The sequence below is a fragment of the Cellulomonas sp. 73-92 genome (assembly GCF_001898175.1).
Lineage (GTDB): Bacteria > Actinomycetota > Actinomycetes > Actinomycetales > Cellulomonadaceae > Cellulomonas.
This window is the reverse complement of sequence record NZ_MKTH01000013.1, coordinates 676,405-700,061: the sequence shown is the minus strand read 5'-3', so window position 1 is coordinate 700,061 and position 23,657 is coordinate 676,405. Positions and strand designations below refer to the sequence as shown.

The following is a 23,657-nucleotide window of genomic DNA, read 5'->3' as shown; positions in this document are numbered from 1 at the left end:
TCGGGCGCCGCCAAGGTTCGCCGGGCGCCCACCGGGTTCGTCGGCCACCGTGGCCCGTGGGCAGCGCCCGGCTCGCCGCCCGGCCGCGAAGCCGTGCGACGGGGGCAGGCCTCAGAGCTCGGCGAGCGGGGCCACCGCCGGTGCCACCACGTCGCGCACCCACGCGGCCAGCGGCATCGTCGTCGGGCGCAGGATGACGGTGTCGACCCCGAGGGCGGCGAAGGGCCGCATCTCGTCGACGAACCCCGCCACGTCGCCCCGGAACAGCGGGTCGCCGCCGTTGAGGACCGTCACCCGGATCTCCTTCGGGTCGCGGCCGACGTCCGCGCAGTGCCCGTGCAGCACCTCGAGCTTGTGCTCCAGCTCCTCGGGTGTCGACGAGAAGAGGTTGCACGCGTCGGCGTACTGGGCGACGAGCCGCAGCGTCTTCCGCTCGCCGCTGCCGCCGACCATGACCTCGGGCCGGCGCAGCGGGAGGGGCGAGCAGAGCGTCTCGGCGAGCTGGTAGTGGACGCCCTGGTAGGGGCCGTCGTTCTCCGGGTCCCACATCTGACGGCAGATCTGGAGCGTCTCCTCCAGCCGCTCGAACCGCTCCTTGAGCGGCGGGAAGGGGACGCCGAGCGCCTCGTGCTCGCGGTCGTACCACGCGGCACCCAGCCCCATCGTCGCCCGGCCGCCGGACAGCACGTCCAGCGTCGCGCCGATCTTGGCCAGCAGGCCCGGGTACCGGTAGGTGACGCCAGTGACAAGGGCGCCCAGCTGCACCGTCGAGGTGCGTCCCGCGAGGAAGCCGAGGGTCGTGTAGGCCTCGAGCATCGGGTCCTCGCGGGGGAACCCGGCGCGCTCCATCTGGAAGTAGTGGTCCATGACGGAGAGCCACGAGAGCCCGGCCGTCTCGGCCGCGTCGGCGGTCGCCGCGAGCTCGTCGCGCAGCCGCGCCGGGGTGACCGAGTCGAACCGCATGAGGTGCGCGCCGACCTTCATCGGGCCACCTCCGCCGTTCCGTGGGCCGCCACCGCGACGGGCTGCCACTGCCGCCACGAGGCGAGGCGTGAGGCGTAGTCCGCCTCGGCCAGCGCCAGCGGCGTCTCGCCCAGGAACAGCCGCAGCGGCGGGTTCTCGGCGTCGACCAGCGCGAGGATGGCGGCCGCGCTGGCTCCGGGGTCACCGGGCCGCGACATCTGCGCGGCGCGCTGGGCGGCGCGGGCGGCCCGCACCTCGTCGTACGCCGCGAGCGGTGCGGCGTGGCGGGCGGACGGCCCGCTCCAGTCGGTGGCGTACCCCGTCGGCTCGACGAGCGTCACGTGGATGCCGAACCCGGCGACCTCCTGCGCCAGGGCCTGGCTGAGGCCCTCGAGGGCCCACTTCGACGCGTGGTAGGCCCCGATGTTGGGGAAGGCAGTGATGCCGCCGATCGACGACACCTGGAGGATGTGCCCGCCGCCCTGGGCGCGCATGATCGGCAGCGCCGCCTGCGTCACCCAGAGGGCGCCGAAGAGGTTCGTCTCGAGCTGGGCGCGGGCCTCCGCCTCCGACAGCTCCTCGACCATGCCGAACTGGCCGTAGCCGGCGTTGTTGACGACGACGTCGAGGCGGCCGAGCCGCTCGTGCGCAGCCGCGACCGCGGCGAAGTCCGCCGCACGGTCGGTGACGTCGAGCTGCAGCGGGAGGATCGCGTCGCCGTAGGTGGCGACGAGGTCGTCGAGGGCGGTCAGGTCGCGCGCGGTGGCGGCGACGCGGTCGCCGCGCTCCAGCGCGGCGGCGGCCCACCGGTGGCCGAAGCCACGCGAGGCGCCGGTGATGAACCAGGTCTTCATGAGGTGCTCCTGACCCGGCCGGCGAAGGCCGGTAGGCTATAACCGGAGGGACGTCCGGTTGGCTGGTCCAACGTAACCGGAACAGCCTCCGGATCGCAACCGGAAGGAGGGGAACCGTGACCGACGACCAGACGACGGCGCCGTGCGACCGGCCCCTGCGCGCCGACGCGCGCCGCAACCGCGACGCGCTGCTCGCAGCCGCCGTCGAGGCGTTCGCGAAGAGCGGGGCAGACGTGCCGCTGGAGGCGATCGCCGCCAACGCCGGCGTCGGCGTGGGCACCCTGTACCGCAACTTCCCCGACCGCAACGCCCTCGTCGAGGCGGCCTACCGGCACGAGGTCGCGTCGCTGTGCGCCCGGGCCCCGCAGCTGCTCGCGGAGCGCTCGTCGGGCCTCGAAGCCCTGCGCGAGTGGACCGCTCGCTTCATCGGCTACGCCGCGGCCAAGGCGGGCATGAAGGAGGCCCTGCGCGCCGCGATCGGCGCCGAGGGCACGCTCTTCTCGGAGACGCGCGAGCTCATCATCACGGCGATCGGCGAGCTGCTCGCCGCCGGCGCCGCGGACGGCTCCATCCGCTCCGACGTCGACGCCGGGGACGTGTGGCGCGCGATGGGCGCCGTGTGGAACGTGCCGGCCGGCCCGCAGTGGGAGCGGCACGTCCGCACCCTGCTCGACCTGGTGCTCGACGGGTTGCGGTACGGGGCGGGCGCCGACCGGGCGTAGCGCCCGTAGCGAGCGCCCCGGTGCGGGGCCTGCCGACGTGCGCGCGCGGCGGTGCGGAGGGAGGCGGGCCTCGGCGACGGGGCCCGATCCCCCCTCCGGTCGACCTCAGTGAGCGCGGCGACGGGAGCGGGCGTCGGCCCACAGCGCCAGCAGGGCGCCGACGACGGCGCCGACCCCCGCCAGGCCGAAGCCCGTCACCAGCCGGGCGCCGTTGGACCCGCCGAGGAACGGCAGCACCCCGCCGCCCTCCCCCGCCGCGACCAGGTCACCCCGGTCCAGGGCGATGGCCAGGACCACGCCGAGGACGAACCCGAGCAGGGCGCCGTAGCCGATGAACGCGCCGTACTTCGGGGCGCGACGGACCAGCGTCGGTGTGGCGATGCGCGCCAGCGTCTCCTCGTCGGGCACGGCACCGTCGTCGGGCACGGCACCGTCGTCGCGAGTCGCGACCTCGCCGGGCACCGCGCCTTCGTCGCGCACCGCAGGCTCGTCGGGCACCGCAGGCTCGCCGGGCACCGCGCCCTCGTCGCGCACCGCAGGCTCGTCGGGCACCGCAGGCTCGTCGGGCACCGCGCCCTCGTCGCGCACCGCAGGCTCGTCGGGCACCGCAGCCTCGGGCACCGGCACCGGCACCGGACCACCGGTCAGCGGGAGCGCCGGGCCACCGGTCGGCTGGGGCTCGTCGGGCTGCTCGTCAGGCACCCGGGCATCCTAGGCGTGCGTCAGCGCGGGCGGGCGGCCTGGAGCGGCAGCCACTCGGACAGGTCGGCCCGCTCCCCCGACGCGTGCACCCGACCGGCCGCCATCGCGTCCGCCCACCTCAGCGAGCCGGTCGCGAGCGCGAGCCACGTCTGCGCGTCCGTCTCGACGACGTTGGGCGGCGTGCCGCGGGTATGGCGCGGGCCGGCGACGGCCTGCACCGCCCCGTCGGGTGGCACCCGCACCTCCACGGCGTTGCCGGGCGCGACGTCGGCCAGCTCCTCGAGCGTGAACCGCACGGCCGCGCGCCGGTCGGGCGTCGAGACATCGTCCGGCGCCGCACGCCAGGCCGCGAGCGCGGCGCGCCCCGCGGCGGGGTCGGTGCGGCGGCGCCGTGGCACCCGGCCATTGTCGTCGGCGGTCAGCCCGCCGCGTAGTCGGGCCCCCCGCTGATGCCGAACGCCTCCTCCAGCGATCCGACCCCGTTGGCGTGCATCCACGCCGCCAGCTCCGGTCCGACGTAGCGCAGGTGCCACGCCTCCGGCTGGTAGCCGGTCGTCGCCGTGTTCTCCGGCGTGTAGCGGACCACGAACCCGTGCTCCCAGGCGTGGGCGGCCACCCACACCGCCTCGGTGGTCCCGCTGAAGCACGGCGCCAGGTCGCACGACGGCTGGGAGGCGCTGTGGAGGTCGAACGCCAGGCCGGTCTGGTGCTCGGAGTAGCCGGGGCGCGCCGAGACCCCGTCCGCGTACGCGGCGCCGGCGCGGTTGACCACGTCGCCGTGGACGACGACCTGGTCCCGGTACGACCGGTACCCGTTGCGCAGCGAGAGCCGCACCCCGTCGGCCTTCGCCGCCGCGACCATGGCCCTCAGGTCCGGCGCGACGTCGCCCCGCACCATCCCGCCGTCCACCCACAGCAGGCCCGTCGGCGCGTAGTCGAGGGGATCGACCGCGTGCTGCTTGTTGACGACGACCCAGAGGCTCGCCGGGTCGGTGGTGGGGTAGCGGGCGAGGTCGATGCCGACCGCGGTGGGCTCCGGCGACGGCGGCTCCGTCGCCGCCAGCACCGCCGGGGCGGTGGACGGGTCCGCCGCCGGGCCCGGTGCGCCCACGTCGCCGACGGACGGGGTCGCCGACGACGCGGCCTGGCCACGCCCCCCGATGGCCTGCAGGTCGGCGTCGACCGCCCACGCCACGCCGGCACCGGCGAGCACCCCGGCGGCGACGACCGCGCCGGTCAGCATCCTCCGGCGCCTGCCGCGGCGCGGAGGACGGGCGGGGCTGCGCACGCACCGATGCTAGGGGCGCCGGGTGCTCCGGGACCTTCACACCCTCGCCGCCCCGTCCGTGAGCCACCACCATGGAGTGGCCGGCCGCGACGAGCGGCGGACGGCGGCGACGAGCGGAGGCGCACGATGGGGGCACGCCGGCACACGACCGCGACCCGTGGCGTCCGCGCCGTGCTCGCCCTTGTCGCCGCGTGCGTCGCCGCGTCGCTCACGACCGCGGCCTGCTCGGCCGCCCGCACCGCGGCGCCCACGCCGACGGGACCACCACCATCGGCGGCCGCGATCGCGCCCGGGACCACCGGCACCGTCGACCTGGACGGGCGCCCGTACCGGCTCCACGTCCCCGCCGGCTACGTCGCGACGACGCCGGCGCCCCTGGTGGTCGGGCTGCACGGGTTCACGTCGCGGTCGTCCCAGCTGGACTCCTACCTGGGGCTCACGGCGGCGGCCGACGAGCGGGGCTTCCTGCTCGCGCTCCCCGAGGGCACCACGGACCACGCCGGCAACCAGTTCTGGAACGCGGTCGAGGGCGGCTGCTGCGACCTGTACTCCTCGCGCGTCGACGACTCGGGATACCTGTCGCGGCTGGTGACGCAGGTGTCCGCGTCGTACGCCGTCGGGCGGGTGGCCGTGATCGGCCACTCCAACGGCGGCTACATGGCGCAGCGCTTCGCCTGCGACCACGCGGACCAGGTGGACGCGATCGCCTCGCTCGCGGGCCCGCTGGCCTCCGACACCTCGCTGTGCCGGGCGAGCCGGCCGGTGCGGGTGCTGGACATCCACGGCGACGCCGACGAGACCGTGCCCTACCTCGGCAGCGCCGCCGAGCGGTCGGCCTCGGCGATGGACACCGTCCGGCGCTGGGCGGTGCTCGACGGCTGCACGTCGGGGCCGGCCGAAGGTGCGCCGCTGGACCTGGAGGCCACCATCGCCGGTGCCGAGACGACGCCGACGGTCTGGTCCGGGTGCCGGGGCGGCACCGGGGTGCGGCTGTGGACCATCCACGGCGGCCGTCACGTGCCCACGCTCACCCCGGCGTTCACACCGGACGTGCTGGACGTCCTGCTCGCTCAGTCCTGACCGGTGAGCTCGAAGAGCACCGCACGGCGTGCGACCGACGCCTCGACCAGCCGAGCGGTGACGGCCTCGCCGAGCGGTAGAGCGCCGTCCGGTCCGGGCCGGACCTTGGCGAGGATCGCCGGGTCGCGCACCATGAGCTCGCCCCGCCGCTGGTCCGGCGGCAGCTCCGCGCCGTGGTTGCGCGGCCCCTCGACGACGACCGCGGGGTACGACGAGCCGACGCGGTCCTCGAGCAGCGCCGCCTCGACGAGGTCGAGCCCGCCCCGGGAGTAGGCGTTGGCGCGCCGGTCGGCGTCGGCCATCGTCGCCGGCAGGGACGGCAGGCCGGCGAGCACCCAGTCCGGGACCGGCCTGTCGGCGCAGGCCGCCAGGCAGGCCTCGGTGCCGTACCGGTCGACGAGGCGACGCAGCGGCGCGGTCACGTGGGCGTAGGGCGCCGCGATCGCCGCGTGGCGGGCGCCGTCGCCGGTCGGCGCCGGCGCGTGGTCCGCGCCGCCGAACGCGTGGTAGCCCGCGCCGCGGAACAGCGTCGTCGCGGTCTCGAGGAAGGCGGCGTGGGCCGGCGTGGACGCGTCGAGGCGGTCCAGCAGCTCGCCGTAGCTCTCCGTGGCCGGCCAGGGGATGTCCAGCGCGTGCGCGGTCCGCCGCAGCCGGGCGACGTCCCGGCCGTCGGCCGGCGGCATGGTGCGCAGCACGCCGACGCCCGCGCGCAGCATGATCGACGCGGCCGCGATCCCGGTGAGCAGGGACAGCTGCGCGTTCCAGCCCTCGACCGGCAGCGTCGTGCGGAACGTCAGCCGCCAGCCGCCGTCGTCGTCGCGCCAGGCCTGCTGCTCCGGGACGTTCAGCGACACCCCGCCGCGGTCCCGCTCGCGTGCCTGGCGGCGCCGGCCGACCTCGCGCAGCGCCCGCAGCACGGTGCCGACGCCGTCGGGGTCCGGGCCGCCGTCGAGCACGGCCTGGGCGCCCTCGTACGAGAGCTTGGCGCGGCTGCGGACGAGCGCCGGCTCGACGCGTGCGGCCGTGATCTCCGCGTCCTCGTCGACGTCGATGCGCCACAGCGCGGCGGGGCGCACCTGGTCCGGCAGGAGGCTGGCCGCACCCTCCGACAGCACGCGCGGGTGCAGCGGCACGTTGCCGTCCGGCCCGTAGCAGGTGGCCCCGCGCCGTTGCGTCTCGTCGTCCAGCGCACCGCCGGGCACGACGAAGGCAGGCAGGTCCGCGATGGCGTACGAGACGCGCCACCCGTGGCCCGACCACACGACGTGCAGCGCCTGGTCGAGGTCCAGCGACGAGGCGGGGTCGATGGTGACGAACGGGACGTCCGTCGCGTCGACGCGGGCGACGTCCCGGCCCGGGACGTCGGCAGGGCCGCGGGTGGCGGCCGCCTCGGCCTCGGCCTGCGCGGCCGCGCCGAAGTCCTCGGACAGCTTCAGCTCGGCACGCAGCCGCGCCAGCCCGTCGGCCAGCTCCCCGACGACCTCGGGCGCCAGCCGCAGCCGGGAGGCGGGCATCAGCCGAAGTACTGGGGGAGCGTCGCGGTCGACGCCGCGCGCAGCTCGGCCAGCGGCACCGTGAACAGCCCCGCGACCTCGAGGGCGGGCGACCCCTCGTCGTCCGGCCCGGTCTCAGACGTCTCCCCCAGGCGCAGCGCCGGCACCCCGCGCGCCGTGCAGAGGTCGACGAGCCGCTGCTCCTCGGACCGCGGCACCGCGACGACCGCCCGTGCGGTGGACTCCGAGAACAGGGCCGTGAACGGGGCGATCCCGTCACGCGCGCAGAGCGCCTGCAGGGACACCCGGGCGCCGATGCCGAACCGCAGCGCCGCCTCGACGAGCGCCTGCGCCAGGCCGCCCTCCGAGAGGTCGTGGGAGGCGTCGGCGATCTCGTCGCGCGCCGCCTGGACGAGCACCGCCGCCAGCCGCCGCTCCGCGGCGAGGTCGACCGCCGGCGGCAGCCCGCCGAGCTGGCCGAGCGCGACGTCAGCCCACGCCGAGCCGTCGAGCTCGTCCTTCGTCGTGCCCAGCAGCCAGATCGCCTCGCCGGGTGCGGTCCAGCCGGACGGCACCGCGCGGGCGACGTCGTCGAGCACCCCGAGCACGCCCGCGACGGGCGTCGGGTGGATGGCCGTGTCGCCCGTGGTGTTGTAGAGCGAGACGTTGCCGCCGGTCACGGGAACCTCGAGGGTCTGGCAGGCGTCGGCCATGCCCTCGATCACCCGGACCAGCTGCCACATCGAGTCCGTGCGCTCGGGGCTGCCGATGTTGAGGCAGTCGGTCACGGCCAGGGGGCGGGCGCCGGTCGCGGCGACGTTGCGGTAGGCCTCCGCGAGCGCGAGCTGTGCGCCGGCGTAGGGGTCGAGCTGCGCGTAGCGGCCGTTGGCGTCGGTCGCGAGCGCCACGCCGAGGCCGGTGGTCTCGTCGACGCGGACCACGCCGGCGTCGTCCGGCTGCGCCAGCGCGGTGTTGCCCTGCACGAAGCGGTCGTACTGGTCCGTCACCCAGGACTTGGAGGCCAGGTTGGGGCTGCCGACGAGGGCCAGCAGCGTCGCCCGCAGCTCGTCGCTCGTCGTCGGCCTCGGGTAGCGCGCCGCGCCGGCCGCACCGGAGACCGTGTCGGCGTTCAGCGCGTCGAGCCAGTCCGGGCGGGAGTACGGCCGGTCGTAGACCGGGCCGTCGACGGCGACCGTGGTCGGGTCGACGTCGACGATGCGGTGGCCGAAGTGGTCGATCGTCAGCCGGCCGTCGTCGGTGACCTCGCCGATGACGGCGGTCTCCACGTCCCACTTGCCCGTGATGGCGAGGAACGCGTCGATCCGGTCCGGCCGGACGACGGCCATCATCCGCTCCTGCGACTCGCTCATGAGGATCTCGCCGGCCGTCAGGGTCGGGTCGCGCAGCAGCACCTTCTCCAGGTCGACGTGCATGCCGCCGTCGCCGTTGGAGGCGAGCTCGCTCGTCGCGCAGCTGATGCCGGCGGCGCCGAGGTCCTGGATCGCCTCGACGACGCCTGCGGCGAACAGCTCGAGGCAGCACTCGATGAGCACCTTCTCCATGAAGGGGTCGCCCACCTGCACGCTCGGCCGCTTGCTCGGCTTGGAGTCGTCGAACGTCTCGCTCGCCAGGATCGAGGCGCCGCCGATGCCGTCGCCGCCGGTCCGGGCCCCGAAGAGGACGACGAGGTTGCCGACGCCGGTCGCGTTGGCCAGGTGCACGTCCTCGTGCCGCAGCACGCCGAGGCACAGCGCGTTGACCAGGGGGTTGCCCTGGTAGCTCGCGTCGAACACCGTCTCGCCACCGATGTTCGGCAGGCCCAGGCAGTTGCCGTAGCCGCCGACGCCGGACACGACCCCGTGCACCACGCGCGCGGTGTCGGGGTGGTCGATCGCACCGAAGCGGAGCTGGTCCATGACCGCCACCGGCCGCGCGCCCATCGAGATGATGTCGCGGACGATGCCGCCGACGCCCGTCGCGGCGCCCTGGTACGGCTCGACGAACGACGGGTGGTTGTGGCTCTCGACCTTGAAGGTCACGGCCCAGCCGTCGCCGATGTCGACGACGCCGGCGTTCTGCCCGATCCCGACGAGCAGGTGCTCGCGCATCGCCGGGGTCTGGCGCTCGCCGAAGAGGCGCAGGTGCTTCTTGCTCGACTTGTACGAGCAGTGCTCGGACCACATGACCGAGTACATGGCCAGCTCGGCCGCGGTCGGCCGGCGGCCGAGCAACCCGCGGATGCGGGCGTACTCGTCGGGCTTGAGGCCCAGCTCGGCGAACGGCTGCTCGACGTCCGGGGTGGCGGCGGCGTTCTCGACGGTGTCGACGGAGTCGGTGCTCATCGGGGCACAGCCTAACGGCGCGGATCGGGCCGTCCCCGGCCCGGTCTCACGGACGAGGACGCGGGCTCGCGGACGGCCGGGCCCGCCGCGGTGTCAGCGCAGCAGGCCGCGCGCGATGGCGGTGGTCAGCGACGGCGTCAGGGGCAGGCGCGGGATGAGGGTCGCCTGGTAGGCGTGGTAGATGTCGGCCTTGCCGGGCCACACCGTGTCGACCGGGACGTTCTCCGGGGACAGCTGGTGGTGCCACGAGCCGTGCTCGTGGTCGACCACGGAGCGCTCGACGTAGTCCCAGACCTTGGCGTACCAGTCGCCGTACTCCGGCTCCCCGGTGCGCTGCCCCAGCGCCGCGGCCGCGCCGATCGCCTCCGCGGCCACCCAGTGCATCCGGTCGCGCACCACGGGTGCCCCCGACCAGTCGGTGGTGTAGACGAAGCCGTCCGCGCCGTCCACCGCCCAGCCGTCGGTGGTCGCGCGGTCGAACAGGCCCTGCGCCGCCGCCAGCCAGTCCGCCCCCTCGGCCCCGGCCGCCTCCAGGTGCAGCAGCAGCCGCGCCCACTCCAGCCCGTGGCCCACCGTCGCGCCGTACGGCTTGAACTTGTCGTCCGGCCGGTCGGCGTTCAGCTCCGGCAGCGGGTTCCAGCCCTCGTCGAAGTGCTCCGGCAGCCGCCACCCGTTGCCGGCGGCGGCGTGCGCCGCGAACGCGCCGATCCGCGCCGCCCGCTCCAGCCACACCCGCTCACCGGTGACGTCCGCCGCCGCCAGGAACGCCTCGACGGTGTGCATGTTGGCGTTGATGCCGCGGTACGGGTCCAGCGTGGTGAACGTCGTGTCCCACGTGTCGACCGCCTTGCCGGCGTCCTCGTCCCAGAACCGCTTCTCGAACACCGCGAGCGCGTCGGCCAGCAGCCGGTCCGCGCCGGCCAGCCCGGCCGCGGTCGCCGACGAGGCGGCGAGCACGACGAACGCGTGCGCGTACGCCGTCTTGTCGGGCGCCGGCGTGCCGTCGGCCGCCACCGCCGGGTACCAGCCGCCGTGCTCCTCGTCGCGCAGCCGGCCGGTCAGCCCGGCGAGCGCCGCCTGCGCCACCGGACGGCACCCTGGCACGCCCAGCAGCGTGCCGATGGAGTACACGTGCGCGGTGCGCGCGGTGATCCAGGTCTCGACGCCGCGGTCCAGCCAGGGCGAGCCGTCGTCGGCCAACCACGCGGCGCCGCCGCCCGGGTACGGCGTCCGGCGGCCAAAAGCCAGCAGGCCCTCACCGTGCCGGGCCAGCCAGTCACGATGGGTGGGCAGCAGCGTCCACGAAGTCACCCGTGGAAACTACCGCAGGTGCTTCTCCGGAATCGCCGCGCCCCCCGCCGCACGCATGGCGCGCCCGTAGGCCCGGGCCTCGTCCTGGCGCTCGCGCTCCGCCCCCGAGGCGATCGGCGCGCCGAGCATCGCCGGCGTGAAGCCGAAGGCGTCGACCAGGTCCTGGGCGTACGGCCGCAGCCGGGCCAGGAGGCGGTCACGGTACGACGAGACCGTGCGCGCCCGTCCCGCGGACAGCCGGCCGTGGATGAGGTACCAGGCGAGGTGCCGTTCGACGAGGGTGAGCCCGAACAGGTCGCGCAGCCACGTCAGCACCTGCCGGGTGCCGCCGTCGGGCACGCTGGACAGCGCCCGCGTGAAGGCCTCCCACTGGACGCGCTCGGCGTGCGCCCGTGCCGCCTCGACCATCTCGTGCTGGTGCGCCTCGACCAGCGCCGCCGCCGGTCCCGCGGCCATCCGGCGGGCCGGCGCCAGGGCGGCGGCCAGGTCGGCGACCATCGTCTCGACCCGGTCGGTGAGGAGCTCGCGCTGGGTCTCCTCGTCGCGCAGCGAGTTGACCGAGCGACGCGCGTCACCGACGTCGGCGAGCGTCTGGGCGGCGCGGATCAGCGGCGTGCGGTGGAGCGCGGCGTCGGCCGCCCGGCCGGCGACGAGCCGCGCCAGCTCGCCGCGCCCGCCGGCCTTCACCGCGTGCGCGTAGTCCGAGAGCAGCCGCTTGGCGACGAGCTGGTAGAGCACGGTGTTGTCGCCCTCGAACGTCACGTACACGTCGAGGTCGGCCCGCAGCCCGGCGATCCGGTTGGCGGCGAGGAAGCCCTGGCCGCCGCAGGCCTCGCGGCAGGCCTGGAGCGTGGTGAGGGCGTGCCAGGTCGAGGTCGGCTTGAGGGTCGCCGCCAGCGTCTCGAGGTCCTCGCGCCGGCCAGGGGTGTCGCTCCGGCCGGAGAACACGTCGTCGAACGCCGCCAGCAGCTCCTCGTGCGCGTAGGCCGCGGCGTACGTCTCCGCGACCAGCGGCAGCAGCCGGTGCTGGTGCTCGCCGTGGTCCAGCAGCACCACCTCGTCGTCCCCGGTGGCCGCGAACTGGCGCCGCTGGTTGCCGTAGGTCACCGCGATGTCCAGGCCGATCTTGGCCGCGTTCACCGCGGCACCGTCGAGCGAGACGCGGCCCTGCACGAGCGTGCCGAGCATCGTGAAGAACCGGCGGCCCGGGCTGGCGATAGGGCTCGTGTAGGTGCCGTCCGGCGCGACGTCGCCGTACCGGTTGAGCAGGTCCGTGCGGGGCACGCGGACGTGGTCGAACCACAGCCGGCCGTTGTCGATGCCGTTGAGCCCGCCCTTGAGGCCGTCGTCCTCGCCGCCGACACCCGGCAGGAACTCGCCGGTGCGCGGGTCACGGATCGGCACGTAGAACGCGTGCACCCCGTGGTCGACCCGAGGACCGCCGGGCGCGGCCGTGACGAGGTGCGCGAACACGACCGCGGCCACCCCGTGCACGGCGGCGTTGCCCAGGTAGTCCTTCCACGCCCCTCGGAAGGGCGTGTGGATGACGAACTCTTGCGTCTGCGCGTCGTACTCGGCGGTCGTGGCGATCGCCGCCACGTCGGAGCCGTGCCCGGTCTCGGTCATCGCGAACGCACCGGGGACGGCCAGGCTCATCGCGCCCGGCAGCAGCCGTTCGTGGTGGTCCGCCGTGCCGAGGTGGAGGATCGCCGACGCGAACAGCCCCCACTGGACGCCCGCCTTGATCTGCAGCGACGGGTCCGCGGCGACGAGCTCCTCGAACCGCGCCAGGCTGCCGCCGTGGTCGTCGCGCCCGCCCAGCGCCGCCGGGAACGCCCGCAGCACGTCGTACCGCTCGACGAGCGCGCGCAGCTGCGCCAGCACGCGCTCGCGGTGCTCGTCCATCGCGAGCCCCTCGACCTTGCGGAACGCCGGGTCGGCGGCGGCGGCTCGCGCCGTGCGCCGCAGGGCGGCGTACCGGCCGAGCAGGTGCTCCTCGAGGACGGGCACCTCGACGCGCGGCTGGACGTGGTGGACGGCCGGCCGTCGGTGGTCGGTGATCGCGGTCATTGCTCCTCCTTCTGCTGCTGCCGGCCGCGGGCGAGCAGCCCGACCGGCCCGGCCCACAACCAGCTCGTCACCTGTGCGGCGAGGGCCTCGCGGTCCGGCCGCCCCTGCGGATGGTTGAGCCACCACTCGCCGGCGCCCCGGACGAACCCCACGGCGCCCGCGGCCCACGCGGCGGCGGCCTCGGCGGCGCCCGGGGCGGCGCCCGCGTCGCCGGCCAGCTCCCGGGCGAACGGCGCCGCGACCAGCTCCGTCACGGAGCCCAGGAAGTGCTCGACGACGCCGTCGCGCGTGACGAACGCGTACACGTTCGGCGAGTGCTCGACCATGCCGAGGTAGACGTCGACCATGGCGCGCAGCCCCTCGCGCGGCGTCGGCTGGGCGGCCAGGGCCGCGGCGAGCGCGTCGCCGATCTCGCCGACGACCAGGCGGGCGACCTCGACCTGGAGCGCGGTCTTGTCCGCGAAGTAGCGGTAGACCAGCGACTTGGACGTCCCCGCGTCGGCGGCGATGTCCTCCATCGAGGCGTCCGGGCCGAGGCGGTGGACGGTGCGGCGCGCCTGCGCGACGAGGTCGTCGTGCCGCGCCTGGCGGTGGCCGGCCCAGCGCGTGACGCGACCGTCGACGACCTCACCGGGGGTCGTCGTCGACCCGGTTTGACGAGCGGGACTCACGGGACCGACGGTATCAAGTACCATGCGTCCTGCACAGTGTTTGTAGGACCTTGGTCCCTGGCCAATGCCGCCACGTGCGGCTCGACATCGACGGTGATGCGCATGAGCAGTCCTCGACCCGCCTACGTGCTCGGTGGCAACCGGATCCCCTTCGCACGCGCCGGCGGCGCCTACGCCCACGCCAGCAACCTCGACATGCTGACCGCGGCGCTCGACGGCCTCGTCGCACGGTTCGGGCTCCAGGGCGAGGTGATCGGGCAGGTGGCGGCCGGGGCCGTGCTCAAGCACAGCCGCGACTTCAACCTCACGCGGCAGGCGGTGCTGGCGTCCCCGCTCTCGGCCCGGACCCCGGCGACCGACGCGCAGGAGGCCTGCGCCACGGGCGTCGAGACCGTCGTGGCGCTGGCGAACAAGATCGCGCTCGGGCAGCTGGAGTCGGGCGTCGCGGGTGGGGTGGACTCCGCGTCGGACGCGCCGATCGTCGTCGGCGACCGGCTGCGGCGCACGCTGCTGGACGCCAACCGCGCGAAGACCGCGCCGCAGCGCCTGGCCACGCTCGCCCGCATCCGGCCCAAGGACCTGGCCCCCGTGGCGCCGCGCACCGACGAGCCCAGCACCGGCCTGTCGATGGGTGAGCACCAGGCCATCACCACCGCCAGGTGGGGCATCTCGCGGGAGGCCCAGGACGAGGTGGCGCTCGCCTCGCACCGCCACCTCGCCGCCGCGTGGGACGCCGGCTTCTTCGACGACCTGGCCACGGCCTACCAAGGGGTGGTGCGCGACGGGAACCTGCGCCCCGACACGTCCCTGGAGAAGCTCGCCGCGCTGCCGCCGGTGTTCGGCAAGCGGCTGGACACCCCGGCGACGATGACCGCCGGCAACTCCACGCCGCTGACCGACGGCGCGTCGACGGTGCTGCTCGGCTCCGCCGAGTGGGCCGCGGCCCACGACCTGACGCCGCTGGCCGCGGTCCTCGACGCCGAGGTGGCCGCCGTCGACTTCGTCCACGGCGAGGAGGGGCTGCTGATGGCCCCGGCGTACGCGGTGCCGCGGCTGCTCGCGCGCCGCGGGCTCACGTTCGAGGACTTCGCGCTGATCGAGATCCACGAGGCGTTCGCGTCGACCGTGCTGACCACGCTCGCCGCGTGGGAGTCCGACGACTTCGGGCGCACCCGGCTCGCCCTCCCCGGTGCCTTCGGGGTCGTGCCCCGCGACCGGCTCAACGTCCACGGCTCGTCCCTGGCGGCCGGCCACCCCTTCGCGGCGACCGGCGGGCGCATCGTCGCCATGCTCGCAAAGGCGTTGCACCAGCTCAAGGCGCAGCGCGCCTCCGACGAGCCCGTGCGCGGCCTCGTCTCCGTGTGCGCCGCCGGCGGGCTCGGCATCGCGGCGATCCTCGAGGCGGCCTGACCATGGGCGACGCCTACCTCGACCTGGTGAACAGCGGCGCCGGCGCCGCGCTCGCCAAGCGACTCGGGCTACCGCGTCCGGCGCCGCTGCTCCGCCACCATCCGGGCGACCCCCTCGTCGACGGCCCGGTGCTGGTGCTGGGCGGTGGGCCCGACGCCGACGCGGTAGCCCGACTCCTCTCCGGGCCGCCCGGCGGGTCCGACGGCGTCCCGGACGGCTGGGACCTGGACGTCCACCGCCACGCGGCGCCCGACGAGCGGTACGCCGCCGTCGTCGTCGTGCTCACCGCGGTGACGCACCCCGACCAGCTGGCCGCCCCGGTCCTGGAAGCCGCCTCCACGCTGCGCGGGCTGCGCCGCGGCGGGCGGGTGATCACGGTCTCGCGCCCGGCGCTGGCGACCGACGCGCCGGCCGTCGCCGCGGCGCGCCAGGGCGTCGACGGGCTGCTCCGGTCCCTGGCCAAGGAGCTGCGCGGCGGGGCGACGGGCAACGGCGTCGTCGTGGCCGCCGGCGTCCCGGTCACCGCGCCGGCCGCCGTCGCGGCGCTGCGGTTCCTCCTCTCGCGGCGCTCGGCCTTCGTCGACGGCCAGCTCCTCGACGTGGACTCCGACGCCGGCGAGCTGCCGGCCGACTGGGACCGGCCGCTGGCGGGCCGGGTCGCGGTCGTCACGGGTGCCGCGCGCGGCATCGGCGCGGTCGTGGCGGACGTGCTCGCCCGCGACGGCGCGACGGTGGTGTGCGTCGACGTGCCGGCCGCCGGTGAGGGCCTCACGGCGGTCGCCAACCGGGTCAACGGCACGGCGCTCCAGCTCGACATCACGGCCCCCGACGCCGGCGCCCGCATCCTCGAGCACGCCACCTCGCGCCACGGGGGCCTGCACGTCGTGGTCCACAACGCCGGCATCACGCGCGACAAGCTGCTCGCCAACATGACCGCCGAGAAGTGGGAGTCCGTGCTCGCGGTCAACGTCGCGGCGCAGCTGGCGATCAACGAGGCGCTGCTGGCCAGCGGCGAGCTCGTCGACGCCCCGCGCATCGTGGCGATGGCTTCCACCAGCGGCATCGCCGGCAACCGCGGCCAGACGAACTACGCCGCCTCCAAGGGCGGGATCATCGGCGCGGTGCGGGCCACGGCGCCGCTGCTGGCGCCGTTCGGTGGCACCGCCAACGCCGTGGCGCCGGGCTTCATCGAGACCGACATGACGGCCCGGATGCCCGCGCTGACCAGGCAGGTCGCGCGGCGGCTCAACTCGCTGCAGCAGGGCGGGCAGCCCGTGGACGTCGCCGAGGCGGTGGCGTTCCTCGCCTCGCCGCCCGCCGGCGGCATCGTCGGGCGCACGCTGCGGGTGTGCGGGCAGAACATGGTCGGGCGATGACCGACGAGGTGGAGCTGGCGACCCTTCCCTCGCTGGGGCGCCTGTACGCGCGCGCCGTGGTGGCGGGCCCGCGGCTGGCGGCGGCGCGCCGCACCGGCCACGCCCCGACGTCGCTGCCCGACGTCACCTGCACCGTGCGCGACGTGCCGGTGGACACCACGCGCCTGACCGCCTACCAGGCGCTCATGGGGCTGCGCGCCGCCGACCGGCTGCCGGCGGGCTTCGTCCACACCATGGCGTTCCCGCTGCACGTCGCGCTCATGGTGCGCGACGACTTCCCGACCGCGCCGGCCGGGATGGTCCACGTCGCGAACCGCGTCACGCAGCACCGGCCGCTGTTCCGCGACGACCTCCTCGAGATCGCGGTGCATGCCGCGGACCTGCGGCCGCACCGCTCGGGCACGCAGCTGGACCTCGTCGCGCAGGTCCGCCGCGCGGGCTCGTCGGACCTCGCCTGGGAGGGGGTCTCCACGTACCTCGCCCGGGGCGTGCAGCTCGCGGCGGGTGCTCCGCCGGCCGCGGCGGGTGCTCCGTCGGACGCGGCGGGTGAGCCGTCGGACGCGGCGGGCGAGCCGGGCGAGGAGGGGCGGTCCGAGTGGCACGCCCCGGTGCCGACGGCCTCGTGGCGGCTGGCCGCCGACACCGGGCGGCGCTACGCGGCGGTCTCCGGCGACCGGAACCCCGTGCACCTGTCGACGCCGACGGCCCGGATGTTCGGCTTCCGCAGGGCGATCGCGCACGGCATGTACACCGCGGGGCGCGCCCTCGCCGACGTCGGGCCCGCGGCCGGGCACACGTTCGTGTGGACCGCGGAGTTCAGCAAGCCGCTGCTGCTGCCGGCGACCGTCGCGGTGCGGGTGGCCCCGGACGGCGACGGCTTCGGGTACACCGTGTGGACGCCCGGCGCGGGGCGGCCCTACCTCACGGGCCAGGTGCGGCCGCTCGACTGACGGCCCGCTCGGCCGAGCTCACCGGCCCGGTCGAGCCGCCGGCGCGAGCGCCGCTACCTGAGGAACATGGTCCGCAGGCGGCGGGTCGTGAAGGTCACGCCGAGCGCGATCATCACGACGTAGTACGCCACGTGCCCCCACAGGGCGCCGGTCATCGCGCCCGTGGTCAGGCCGCGGATCAGCTCCACCCCGTGCCAGAGCGGCAGCGCCTTGACCAGCCCCTGGACCGGCCCCGGGTACACCGTCACCGGGTAGAAGGTGGCCGAGAACAGGAACATCGGCAGCATGACGAAGTTGATCCAGTCCATCTGCTGGAAGGTCTTCATGTAGCTGGTGATCGCCATGCCGAGGCTCGCGAAGCCGAAGGCCACCAGCACCGCGGCCGGCAGCGCCAGCAGCGCCGCCCACGAGGTCGTCAGCCCCATCGCCGCCATGACGGTGAGGAAGCCGCCGGCGTACAGCGCGCCGCGCAGCAGGGCGTACGAGATCTCCCCGAGCGCGACGTCCAGCGGGCCGAGCGAGGTGGCCAGCATGGCGTCGTACAGCTTGCCGAAGTGCATCTTGAAGAAGACGTTCCACGTCGAGTCGTAGACGGCGCCGTTCATCGCCGAGACCGCGAGCAGCGCCGGCGCGATGAACGCGGCGTACGACACCGTGGCGCCGGTGCTCGTGTGGACGTCCCCGATGAACCGGCCGAGCCCGATCCCCATCGCCAGCAGGTAGAACACGGGCTCGAAGAACCCGGTGACGACGATCACCCACGTCGTCGACCGCGCGGAGCGCAGGTTGCGCCCGAGCACGGCGCCCGCGTTCCCGGACCACAGTCCGCCCAGCTCGGCGGCCCACGGCCCGCGCGCGCGCCGGGTCGGCGACGTCGTCGCCGTCATGACGTCATCCGCTTCACGAAGGACCGCCACGCCACCGCGGCGCCGCCGGTGGTCATCACGAGGAGCACCAGCAGATGGGTCCACCACGGCCAGCCGCCGGCGGACGAGCCGAACGAGAGCGCGCGCCCCAGCTCAGAGGCGTGCCAGACCGGGCTGATCCAGCCGATCCACTGCAGCCACAGCGGCAGGCTCGCCAGGGGGTAGAAGGTGCCGGAGAACAGGAACAGCGGCGTGAAGATGAACCGCTGGATGATGCTGAACTGGCCGGTGTCCTCCTTCATCTGCGCGGCGTACGCCATGACCGGCAGCCCGAAGGCCAGCCCTCCGAGGACGCCGACGAGCGGCATCGCCAGCCCGACGACCGGCCGGGTGATGGCGCCGAAGGCGACGGCGATCCCGTAGTACGCGGTCCCGGTGACGAGCATCCGGGCCGCCACCGCCAGCACCAGGCCGTTGCACGCCTGCCGGGGCGTCACCGGGCTGGCGTTGATCGCCCAGAAGGTCTTCCGCCAGCGGAAGCCCTCCATGACGGCGTACGTGAACTCCTCCATCGCCACGCCGACCACGGCGCTGGCCAGCAGCGCGGGCGCGACGAACGCGACGTAGCCGACCGACCCGGACGGCCCGGCCGCGATGGGCGTCCGGATGAACGCGGCCAGCCCGACGCCGAGCCCGAGGAGGTAGAGCAGCGGCTGGCCCACCGCGCCGATGACGATGGTCCAGCCGTACGCCCGCATTGCGCGGAGGCGGTACTCGGCGACGTACAGCGAGCCCCGGCGCCGGGTCCGGGCGACGGACGCGCGGGCCTCGTCGCGCCACGCGGCGACGTCCTCGTGGGTGGCGACAGCGGTCACTCGATGAGGCTCCGCCCGGTGAGCCGGAGGAACACGTCCTCCAGCGAGGAGCGGCGCACCAGGCTCGTCGCCGGCTCGAGGCCGAGCGCCGCGACGCGCTCCAGCAGGTCCTCGCCGTCGTCGGTGTAGCAGAGCACGCGGTCCGGGAGCACCTCGACCCGGTCGGCGAGCGGGTCGAGCAGCGGCTCGACCTCGGCGTTGCGGCCCGAGCCGAACCGCAGCTCGAGGACCTCGCGCGACGAGTACTGCCGGATGAGCTCGGCCGGGCTGCCCTCGGCCATGATCCGGCCGTGGTCGACGACGACGAGCCGGTCGCACAGCTGCTCGGCCTCGTCCATGTAGTGCGTGGTGAGGACGAGCGTGGTGCCCCGCTCCTTGAGCCGGAACAGCCGGTCCCAGAGCACGTGCCGGGCCTGCGGGTCCAGGCCCGTGGTCGGCTCGTCGAGCATGAGCACGCGCGGCTCGTTGACCAGGGCGCGGGCGATCGTCAACCGGCGCTTCATGCCGCCCGACAGGTCGTCGGTCTTCGTCCTCGCCTTCTCCTCGAGCTGCGCGAAGGCCAGCAGCTCGTCGGCCCGCCGGTGGCACTCGGCGCGCGAGATGCCGAAGTAGCGGCCGTACACCACGAGGTTCTCCCGGACCGAGAGCTCCATGTCGAGGTTGTCCTCCTGGGGCACCACGCCGAGCCGCGCCCGGATCGCGGGCCCCTCGGTGTCGGGGTTGAGGCCGAGCACCTGCAGCTCGCCCGAGGTGCGCTGCGACACCGCGCCGATCATCCGCATGGTGGTCGACTTGCCGGCGCCGTTGGGCCCGAGCAGGCCGAACGCCTCACCGGGCGCCACCTCGAAGTCGATGCCGTCGACGGCGACGAGGTCGCCGAACCGCTTGGTGAGCGCGCGGGCCTCGATGACGGGAGCGGAGGTCACGGTCCTCGAGCCTAGGGGGCGCCGCCGACACGCGTCGCGGCGATATCGGCGCGCGGTGCGGCCTACGGCTCCAGCCGCGCCAGCAGGCCCGCGCGCACCGCCGGCCACTCGTCGGCGAGCACCGAGAAGTACGCCGTGTCGCCGCGCGTGCCGTCGGGACGCACCCGGTGGCTGCGCAGCACACCCTCGGGCACGGCCCCGAGCCGCGTCATCGCGCCGATGGACCGGCCGTTCGTCGCGTCCGCCCGCAGCGCCACCCGGGCGCAGCGCCACTCGTCGAAGGCCTGCGTGAAGAGGGCGAGCTTGCAGGCGGGGTTGACGCGCGAGCCCCACACGCGCCGCGCGTAGTACGTGAACCCGATCTCGACCCGCGCCATCGCCGGCACGTGGTCGTAGAGGGAGGTCGAGCCGATCACCTCGCCACCGTCGGCGAGGACGGCGAACGCGGTGCGGCCCGGCTCGTCGTGCGCGGCGCGGACCAGGGCGTCCATGTCGTCGACCGATCGCGGCACCGGGCTCGTCATGCCCGCCCACAGGTCGTCGTCGATGAGCGCGAGCAGCGGCCGCGAGTGCGCCGCCTCGAGCGGGACGAGCAGCACACCGGGCGCGGTGAGGACGAGGTCGTGGCGCATCCCGCGATTCTCACGCAGGGGTGCGACGCCGGGCGACCGCGCCCGCCGGCGCGCGGCCGATCAGTGCGCGGCGCGCTTCTCCTGCACGAGCGCCCAGATCTTGCCGACGTTCACCGTCCAGCCCACGCCGAAGACGCGCGGGCCCACGAAGCTCGACGCCTCCGGGTTCCACAGCCGCTCCTTCGCCCGCTCGAGGGTGGGCATGCGGAAGTCGTAGGGCACCACGGCGGCCACCGTGCCGTTCCAGGTGCGCTCGTCGGCCGGCTTGCGCAGCTCCTTGACGACCGCCGCGATCCCCAGCGCGATCGTGACCAGCGTGACGAGGTTCCTGAACCCGCCGCGCTTCTTCGACGTCTTCCCGGACATGGCGCCCCTCCCTGCGCTCGTCGTCGTGCCCATCGTGGCGCATCCCGCCTCCGGACGGCACCCGGGAGTTCACTTGGCAGCGTGACGACGAGCCAACGGATCTCCCGGACCCTCGACACGCCGGTGTGGGTGCGCCTCGCGGCCGCGCTGGTCGTCGGGCTGCTCGTCGGCGCCCTGCTCACGTGGTCGTCGTACGCCGCGGCCGCACTCGGTGGGTGGGCCGCGGCCGGGCTGCTCTACGTCGTCTGGATGCTGCTCGTCGTGGTGCCGATGGGCCCGGAGGAGACCTCCCGCCACGCGCTGCGCGAGGAGCCCGCGCGGGTGGCCGGCCACACGATCGTGCTGGCCGCCGGCCTGGCGAGCCTCGGCGCCGTGGTCGTGGTGCTGCTGGGTGGTGGGCTCAAGGGGTCGCCGGTGACGAGTGCCGCCGTGCTGTCGGCGATCGTCGCCTCCTGGGCGACGACCCACATGGTCTTCGCCACCCGGTATGCCCGCATGTACTACACGGCCCCGGTCGGCGGCATCGACTTCCACCAGCACGAGCGGCCCCGGTACACCGACTTCACGTACATCGCGTTCACGGTGGGGATGAGCTTCGCGATCTCGGACACCGACCTGTCGTCGTCCCGGTTCCGCCGGGTGGCGCAGGTGCACGCGCTGCTGTCGTACCTGTTCGGGACGGTGATCGTGGCGCTGCTCGTCAACCTCGTCGCGGGCCTGGCCGCCTGAGCCGGGCTACAGGGGCTTGGCGAACCAGTACAGGCGTCCCTGCCGGGGCCACGCGTCGCCGGTGGGCGCGACGATCCGGTAGCCCGACGAGAGGTACAGCTGCATCGCCGGCAGCTGCCGGTAGCCGGTGCTGAGCGTGAGCGTCGACAGCCCGCGCGCGCGGGCCTCGGCCTCTGCCTCCTGCAGCAGCAGCCGCGCGACGCCCCGCCCCCGGGCGGCGGGCAGCACGAGCAGCCGCTCCAGCTCGCCCCAGTCGGCGGGCCGGCCCTCCGGCGCCGCGGACAGGCTCAGCGTGCCCAGGGTCTGCTCGCCGTCGCGGACGACGAGCACGACGAGCGATCGGCCGGCCTCGGCCCGGTCGGCGGCGGCCAGCGTCTCGTCGTTCGCGAAGTAGCCCACCGGCCCGTAGAAGCCGCGCAACGTCTCGGCCATCAGGCGGCGCAGCTCGACGGCCTCGTCGTCCATCCAGGCGAGGCGGTCGACCACGAGCCCGGCGACGCCGTCGGCGCGGGCCTCGTCAACAGCGTCGGTGCGTGCCGAGCCCGGCGCGACCGCCTGCCGTGCTCGGGCCGTGCCGCCGTGCTCGGGCAGGTCCTTGGCCAGGCAGCGGGACGTCGTCTCGTCCTCGTAGGGCGGGAAACGGTCGATCGGCACGTAGCCGGCCGCGAGGTAGAGGCCGATCGCGGCGGCCTGCAGCGCGCCCGTCTCGAGCACCAGGCGCCGCAGCCCGTGCGCCGGCGCGGCGGCCTCGAGCTCGTCGAGCACCCGGCGCGCCAGGCCCTGCCCGCGGTACGACGGCACGACGTACATCCGCTTGAGCTCGCCGGTGCCCGCGCCGAGCTCGGGGGCGGCCCGCAGGGCGCCGCACGCGACCGCGACGTCGCCGTCCCGCAGCACGACCATCGCGACGATGCCGTCGCCCGTCATCTCGTGGCCGATGTCGTCGTCCCCGTAGAGGGCCCGCAGCTCGGCCTGCTGCGCGGTGCGCAGCGCCGCGACGCCGGGGTCGTCCCAGGTGGCGAGGTGACCGGTGATCAAGAGACGAGCGCGTGCAGCACCGACGTGAAGAACCGCAGCCCGTCGGTGCCGGAGCGCGGACCGTTCGCGCCGTCGGGTCCGAACCCGGGCTCGGTGGCGTGCTCCGGGTGCGGCATGAGGCCGACGACGTTGCCCTTCTCGTTGCAGACGCCGGCGATGTCCCGGCGCGAGCCGTTGGGGTTCCAGCCGGCGTAGCGGAACACGACGCGGCCCTCGCCCTCGAGCTCGTCGAGGGTGCGCTCGTCGCACACGTACTGCCCGTCCTGGTTCTTCAGCGGCACGGTGATGTGCTGGCCGCGGGCGTACTCGCGGGTCCAGGCGGTCTCGTTGTTCTCCACCACGAGCTCCTGCTCGCGGCAGACGAAGTGCAGGTGGTCGTTCTTGATCATGGAGCCCGGCAGCAGGTGCGCCTCGGTGAGCACCTGGAACCCGTTGCAGATCCCGAGCACCGGCAGGCCGCGGCCGGCGGCCTCGACGATCTCGCCCATCACCGGGGCGAACCGGCTGATGGCGCCGGCGCGCAGGTAGTCGCCGTAGGAGAAGCCACCGGGCAGGACCACGGCGTCGACCCCCTTGAGGTCGGCGTCGGCGTGCCACAGGCTGACTGCCTCGCCACCGGCCAGGCGCACCGCGCGGGCGGCGTCCCGGTCGTCGAGCGTGCCGGGGAAGGTGACGACGCCGATCTTCCCCATCAGGCCTCCCCGTCGGCGACGTTGACGACGTCCTCGATCACCGGGTTGGAGAGCACCTGGACCGCGGCCTCCCGGGCGGCGGCGAGGACCTCGTCGGTCACCGGCCCGGCGACGCTCAGCTCGAACCGCTTGCCCTGCCGCACCGCGGTGAACTGCCCGAAGCCGAGCCGCGGCAGGGCGCCGGCGACGGCCTTGCCCTGCGGGTCGAGGATCTCGGGCTTCGGCATGACGTCGACGACGACCAGTCCCACAGCAGTCTCCCGGGGCGCGGCGGTGGATTCGGGGGTCATCCTAACGGCGG

Annotated in this window: 24 protein-coding genes; 6 read left to right on the top strand and 18 right to left on the bottom strand. The window is 75.0% G+C overall.

Annotation, left to right across the window (positions count from 1 at the left end):
* Positions 1-111 precede the first annotated feature (111 nt).
* Together BGO37_RS09950 and BGO37_RS09945 are read right to left on the bottom strand one after the other, a co-directional pair.
* Positions 112-984: an LLM class F420-dependent oxidoreductase gene (locus BGO37_RS09950; RefSeq protein ID WP_291754439.1), complete on the bottom strand. Its 873-nt coding sequence runs from the start codon at positions 982-984 to the stop codon at positions 112-114.
* Positions 981-1,817 (bottom strand): SDR family oxidoreductase, encoded by an 837-nt coding sequence (locus tag BGO37_RS09945; protein WP_291754436.1) that lies wholly within the window; start codon positions 1,815-1,817, stop codon positions 981-983. Before BGO37_RS09945 ends, BGO37_RS09950 begins: the two co-directional genes overlap by 4 nt.
* A 116-nt stretch (positions 1,818-1,933) precedes the next feature.
* On the opposite strand from BGO37_RS09945, the gene BGO37_RS09940 reads away from it, so the two are divergent.
* On the top strand, positions 1,934-2,539 hold the full coding sequence (locus BGO37_RS09940) for a TetR/AcrR family transcriptional regulator (RefSeq protein ID WP_291754433.1): 606 nt from the start codon (positions 1,934-1,936) through the stop codon (positions 2,537-2,539).
* Positions 2,540-2,644: 105 nt separating this feature from the next.
* Here BGO37_RS09940 and BGO37_RS09935 read toward each other — a convergent pair whose 3' ends face one another.
* From BGO37_RS09935 to BGO37_RS09925, 3 genes are read right to left on the bottom strand one after another with little or no spacing between them, the layout of a single operon-like run.
* Positions 2,645-3,241, bottom strand: a complete 597-nt coding sequence (locus BGO37_RS09935; RefSeq protein WP_291754432.1) for a hypothetical protein — start codon at positions 3,239-3,241, stop codon at positions 2,645-2,647.
* A 20-nt stretch (positions 3,242-3,261) separates the two neighbouring features.
* A complete protein-coding gene (locus BGO37_RS09930) occupies positions 3,262-3,639 on the bottom strand; it encodes a sterol carrier family protein (RefSeq protein WP_291754430.1) in 378 nt (125 codons plus the stop codon).
* A gap of 20 nt (positions 3,640-3,659) precedes the next feature.
* Positions 3,660-4,484 carry a M15 family metallopeptidase gene (locus BGO37_RS09925; protein ID WP_291754428.1) on the bottom strand — a complete coding sequence of 275 codons (825 nt, stop codon included), beginning with the start codon at positions 4,482-4,484 and terminating at the stop codon, positions 3,660-3,662.
* A 171-nt stretch (positions 4,485-4,655) separates the two neighbouring features.
* On the opposite strand from BGO37_RS09925, the gene BGO37_RS09920 reads away from it, so the two are divergent.
* Positions 4,656-5,609: a PHB depolymerase family esterase gene (locus BGO37_RS09920; RefSeq protein WP_291754425.1), complete on the top strand. Its 954-nt coding sequence runs from the start codon at positions 4,656-4,658 to the stop codon at positions 5,607-5,609.
* Here BGO37_RS09920 and BGO37_RS09915 read toward each other — a convergent pair.
* The 5 genes from BGO37_RS09915 to BGO37_RS09895 form a co-directional block, all read right to left on the bottom strand.
* The gene (locus tag BGO37_RS09915; protein ID WP_291754423.1) at positions 5,600-7,123 is read right to left on the bottom strand and encodes an RNB domain-containing ribonuclease; all 1,524 of its coding nucleotides are present in this window, start codon (positions 7,121-7,123) and stop codon (positions 5,600-5,602) included. The two genes, BGO37_RS09920 and BGO37_RS09915, sit on opposite strands and share 10 nt — an antisense overlap.
* A complete protein-coding gene (purL, locus tag BGO37_RS09910; protein WP_291754421.1) occupies positions 7,123-9,444 on the bottom strand; it encodes a phosphoribosylformylglycinamidine synthase subunit PurL in 2,322 nt (773 codons plus the stop codon). The genes BGO37_RS09915 and purL overlap by 1 nt, the downstream gene beginning before the upstream one ends.
* Before the next feature lie 93 nt (positions 9,445-9,537).
* Positions 9,538-10,755, bottom strand: a complete 1,218-nt coding sequence (locus tag BGO37_RS09905) for an AGE family epimerase/isomerase (protein ID WP_291754420.1) — start codon at positions 10,753-10,755, stop codon at positions 9,538-9,540.
* 9 nt (positions 10,756-10,764) lie between these two features.
* Positions 10,765-12,825, bottom strand: coding sequence for an acyl-CoA dehydrogenase (locus BGO37_RS09900; protein WP_291754418.1), 2,061 nt, complete (start codon positions 12,823-12,825; stop codon positions 10,765-10,767).
* Positions 12,822-13,496, bottom strand: coding sequence for a TetR/AcrR family transcriptional regulator (locus tag BGO37_RS09895; RefSeq protein WP_291754416.1), 675 nt, complete (start codon positions 13,494-13,496; stop codon positions 12,822-12,824). Before BGO37_RS09895 ends, BGO37_RS09900 begins: the two co-directional genes overlap by 4 nt.
* A gap of 102 nt (positions 13,497-13,598) precedes the next feature.
* Here BGO37_RS09895 and BGO37_RS09890 point away from each other — a divergent pair, with 102 nt between their 5' ends.
* Genes BGO37_RS09890 through BGO37_RS09880 form a run of 3 tightly spaced genes read left to right on the top strand, consistent with a single transcriptional unit; the run spans position 13,599 to position 17,232 of the window.
* Complete coding sequence (locus tag BGO37_RS09890) at positions 13,599-14,906, top strand: acetyl-CoA C-acetyltransferase (RefSeq protein ID WP_291754414.1); 1,308 nt, start codon at positions 13,599-13,601, stop codon at positions 14,904-14,906.
* Between the two features lie 2 nt (positions 14,907-14,908).
* Positions 14,909-16,282, top strand: a complete 1,374-nt coding sequence (locus tag BGO37_RS09885) for a 3-oxoacyl-ACP reductase (RefSeq protein WP_291754412.1) — start codon at positions 14,909-14,911, stop codon at positions 16,280-16,282.
* Entirely contained in the window at positions 16,279-17,232 is a 954-nt protein-coding gene (locus BGO37_RS09880) for a MaoC/PaaZ C-terminal domain-containing protein (RefSeq protein ID WP_291754410.1), read from the top strand. Before BGO37_RS09885 ends, BGO37_RS09880 begins: the two co-directional genes overlap by 4 nt.
* 53 nt (positions 17,233-17,285) lie before the next feature.
* Here BGO37_RS09880 and BGO37_RS09875 read toward each other — a convergent pair whose 3' ends face one another.
* The 5 genes from BGO37_RS09875 to BGO37_RS09855 all read right to left on the bottom strand — a co-directional run bounded on the left by BGO37_RS09875 (position 17,286) and on the right by BGO37_RS09855 (position 20,897).
* Positions 17,286-18,119 carry an ABC transporter permease gene (locus BGO37_RS09875; RefSeq protein WP_291754408.1) on the bottom strand — a complete coding sequence of 278 codons (834 nt, stop codon included), beginning with the start codon at positions 18,117-18,119 and terminating at the stop codon, positions 17,286-17,288.
* Positions 18,116-18,973 carry an ABC transporter permease gene (locus BGO37_RS09870; protein ID WP_291754407.1) on the bottom strand — a complete coding sequence of 286 codons (858 nt, stop codon included), beginning with the start codon at positions 18,971-18,973 and terminating at the stop codon, positions 18,116-18,118. The genes BGO37_RS09875 and BGO37_RS09870 overlap by 4 nt, the downstream gene beginning before the upstream one ends.
* Positions 18,970-19,899: an ABC transporter ATP-binding protein gene (locus tag BGO37_RS09865; protein WP_291754405.1), complete on the bottom strand. Its 930-nt coding sequence runs from the start codon at positions 19,897-19,899 to the stop codon at positions 18,970-18,972. Before BGO37_RS09865 ends, BGO37_RS09870 begins: the two co-directional genes overlap by 4 nt.
* Positions 19,900-19,961: 62 nt before the next feature.
* Positions 19,962-20,531, bottom strand: coding sequence for a GNAT family protein (locus BGO37_RS09860; protein ID WP_291754403.1), 570 nt, complete (start codon positions 20,529-20,531; stop codon positions 19,962-19,964).
* 60 nt (positions 20,532-20,591) lie between these two features.
* Positions 20,592-20,897 carry a DUF5808 domain-containing protein gene (locus tag BGO37_RS09855; protein WP_291754401.1) on the bottom strand — a complete coding sequence of 102 codons (306 nt, stop codon included), beginning with the start codon at positions 20,895-20,897 and terminating at the stop codon, positions 20,592-20,594.
* An 81-nt stretch (positions 20,898-20,978) separates the two neighbouring features.
* Between BGO37_RS09855 and BGO37_RS09850 the strand changes: the two genes are divergently transcribed.
* Positions 20,979-21,626 (top strand): DUF1345 domain-containing protein, encoded by a 648-nt coding sequence (locus BGO37_RS09850; RefSeq protein ID WP_291754399.1) that lies wholly within the window; start codon positions 20,979-20,981, stop codon positions 21,624-21,626.
* Positions 21,627-21,632: 6 nt separating this feature from the next.
* Here BGO37_RS09850 and BGO37_RS09845 read toward each other — a convergent pair whose 3' ends face one another.
* From BGO37_RS09845 to purS, 3 genes are read right to left on the bottom strand one after another with little or no spacing between them, the layout of a single operon-like run.
* A complete protein-coding gene (locus BGO37_RS09845; protein WP_291754397.1) occupies positions 21,633-22,664 on the bottom strand; it encodes a GNAT family N-acetyltransferase in 1,032 nt (343 codons plus the stop codon).
* Positions 22,661-23,356 carry a phosphoribosylformylglycinamidine synthase subunit PurQ gene (gene purQ / locus BGO37_RS09840; protein WP_291754396.1) on the bottom strand — a complete coding sequence of 232 codons (696 nt, stop codon included), beginning with the start codon at positions 23,354-23,356 and terminating at the stop codon, positions 22,661-22,663. The genes BGO37_RS09845 and purQ overlap by 4 nt, the downstream gene beginning before the upstream one ends.
* Positions 23,356-23,607, bottom strand: a complete 252-nt coding sequence (purS, locus tag BGO37_RS09835; RefSeq protein ID WP_291754394.1) for a phosphoribosylformylglycinamidine synthase subunit PurS — start codon at positions 23,605-23,607, stop codon at positions 23,356-23,358. The genes purQ and purS overlap by 1 nt, the downstream gene beginning before the upstream one ends.
* Positions 23,608-23,657: the final 50 nt, after the last annotated feature.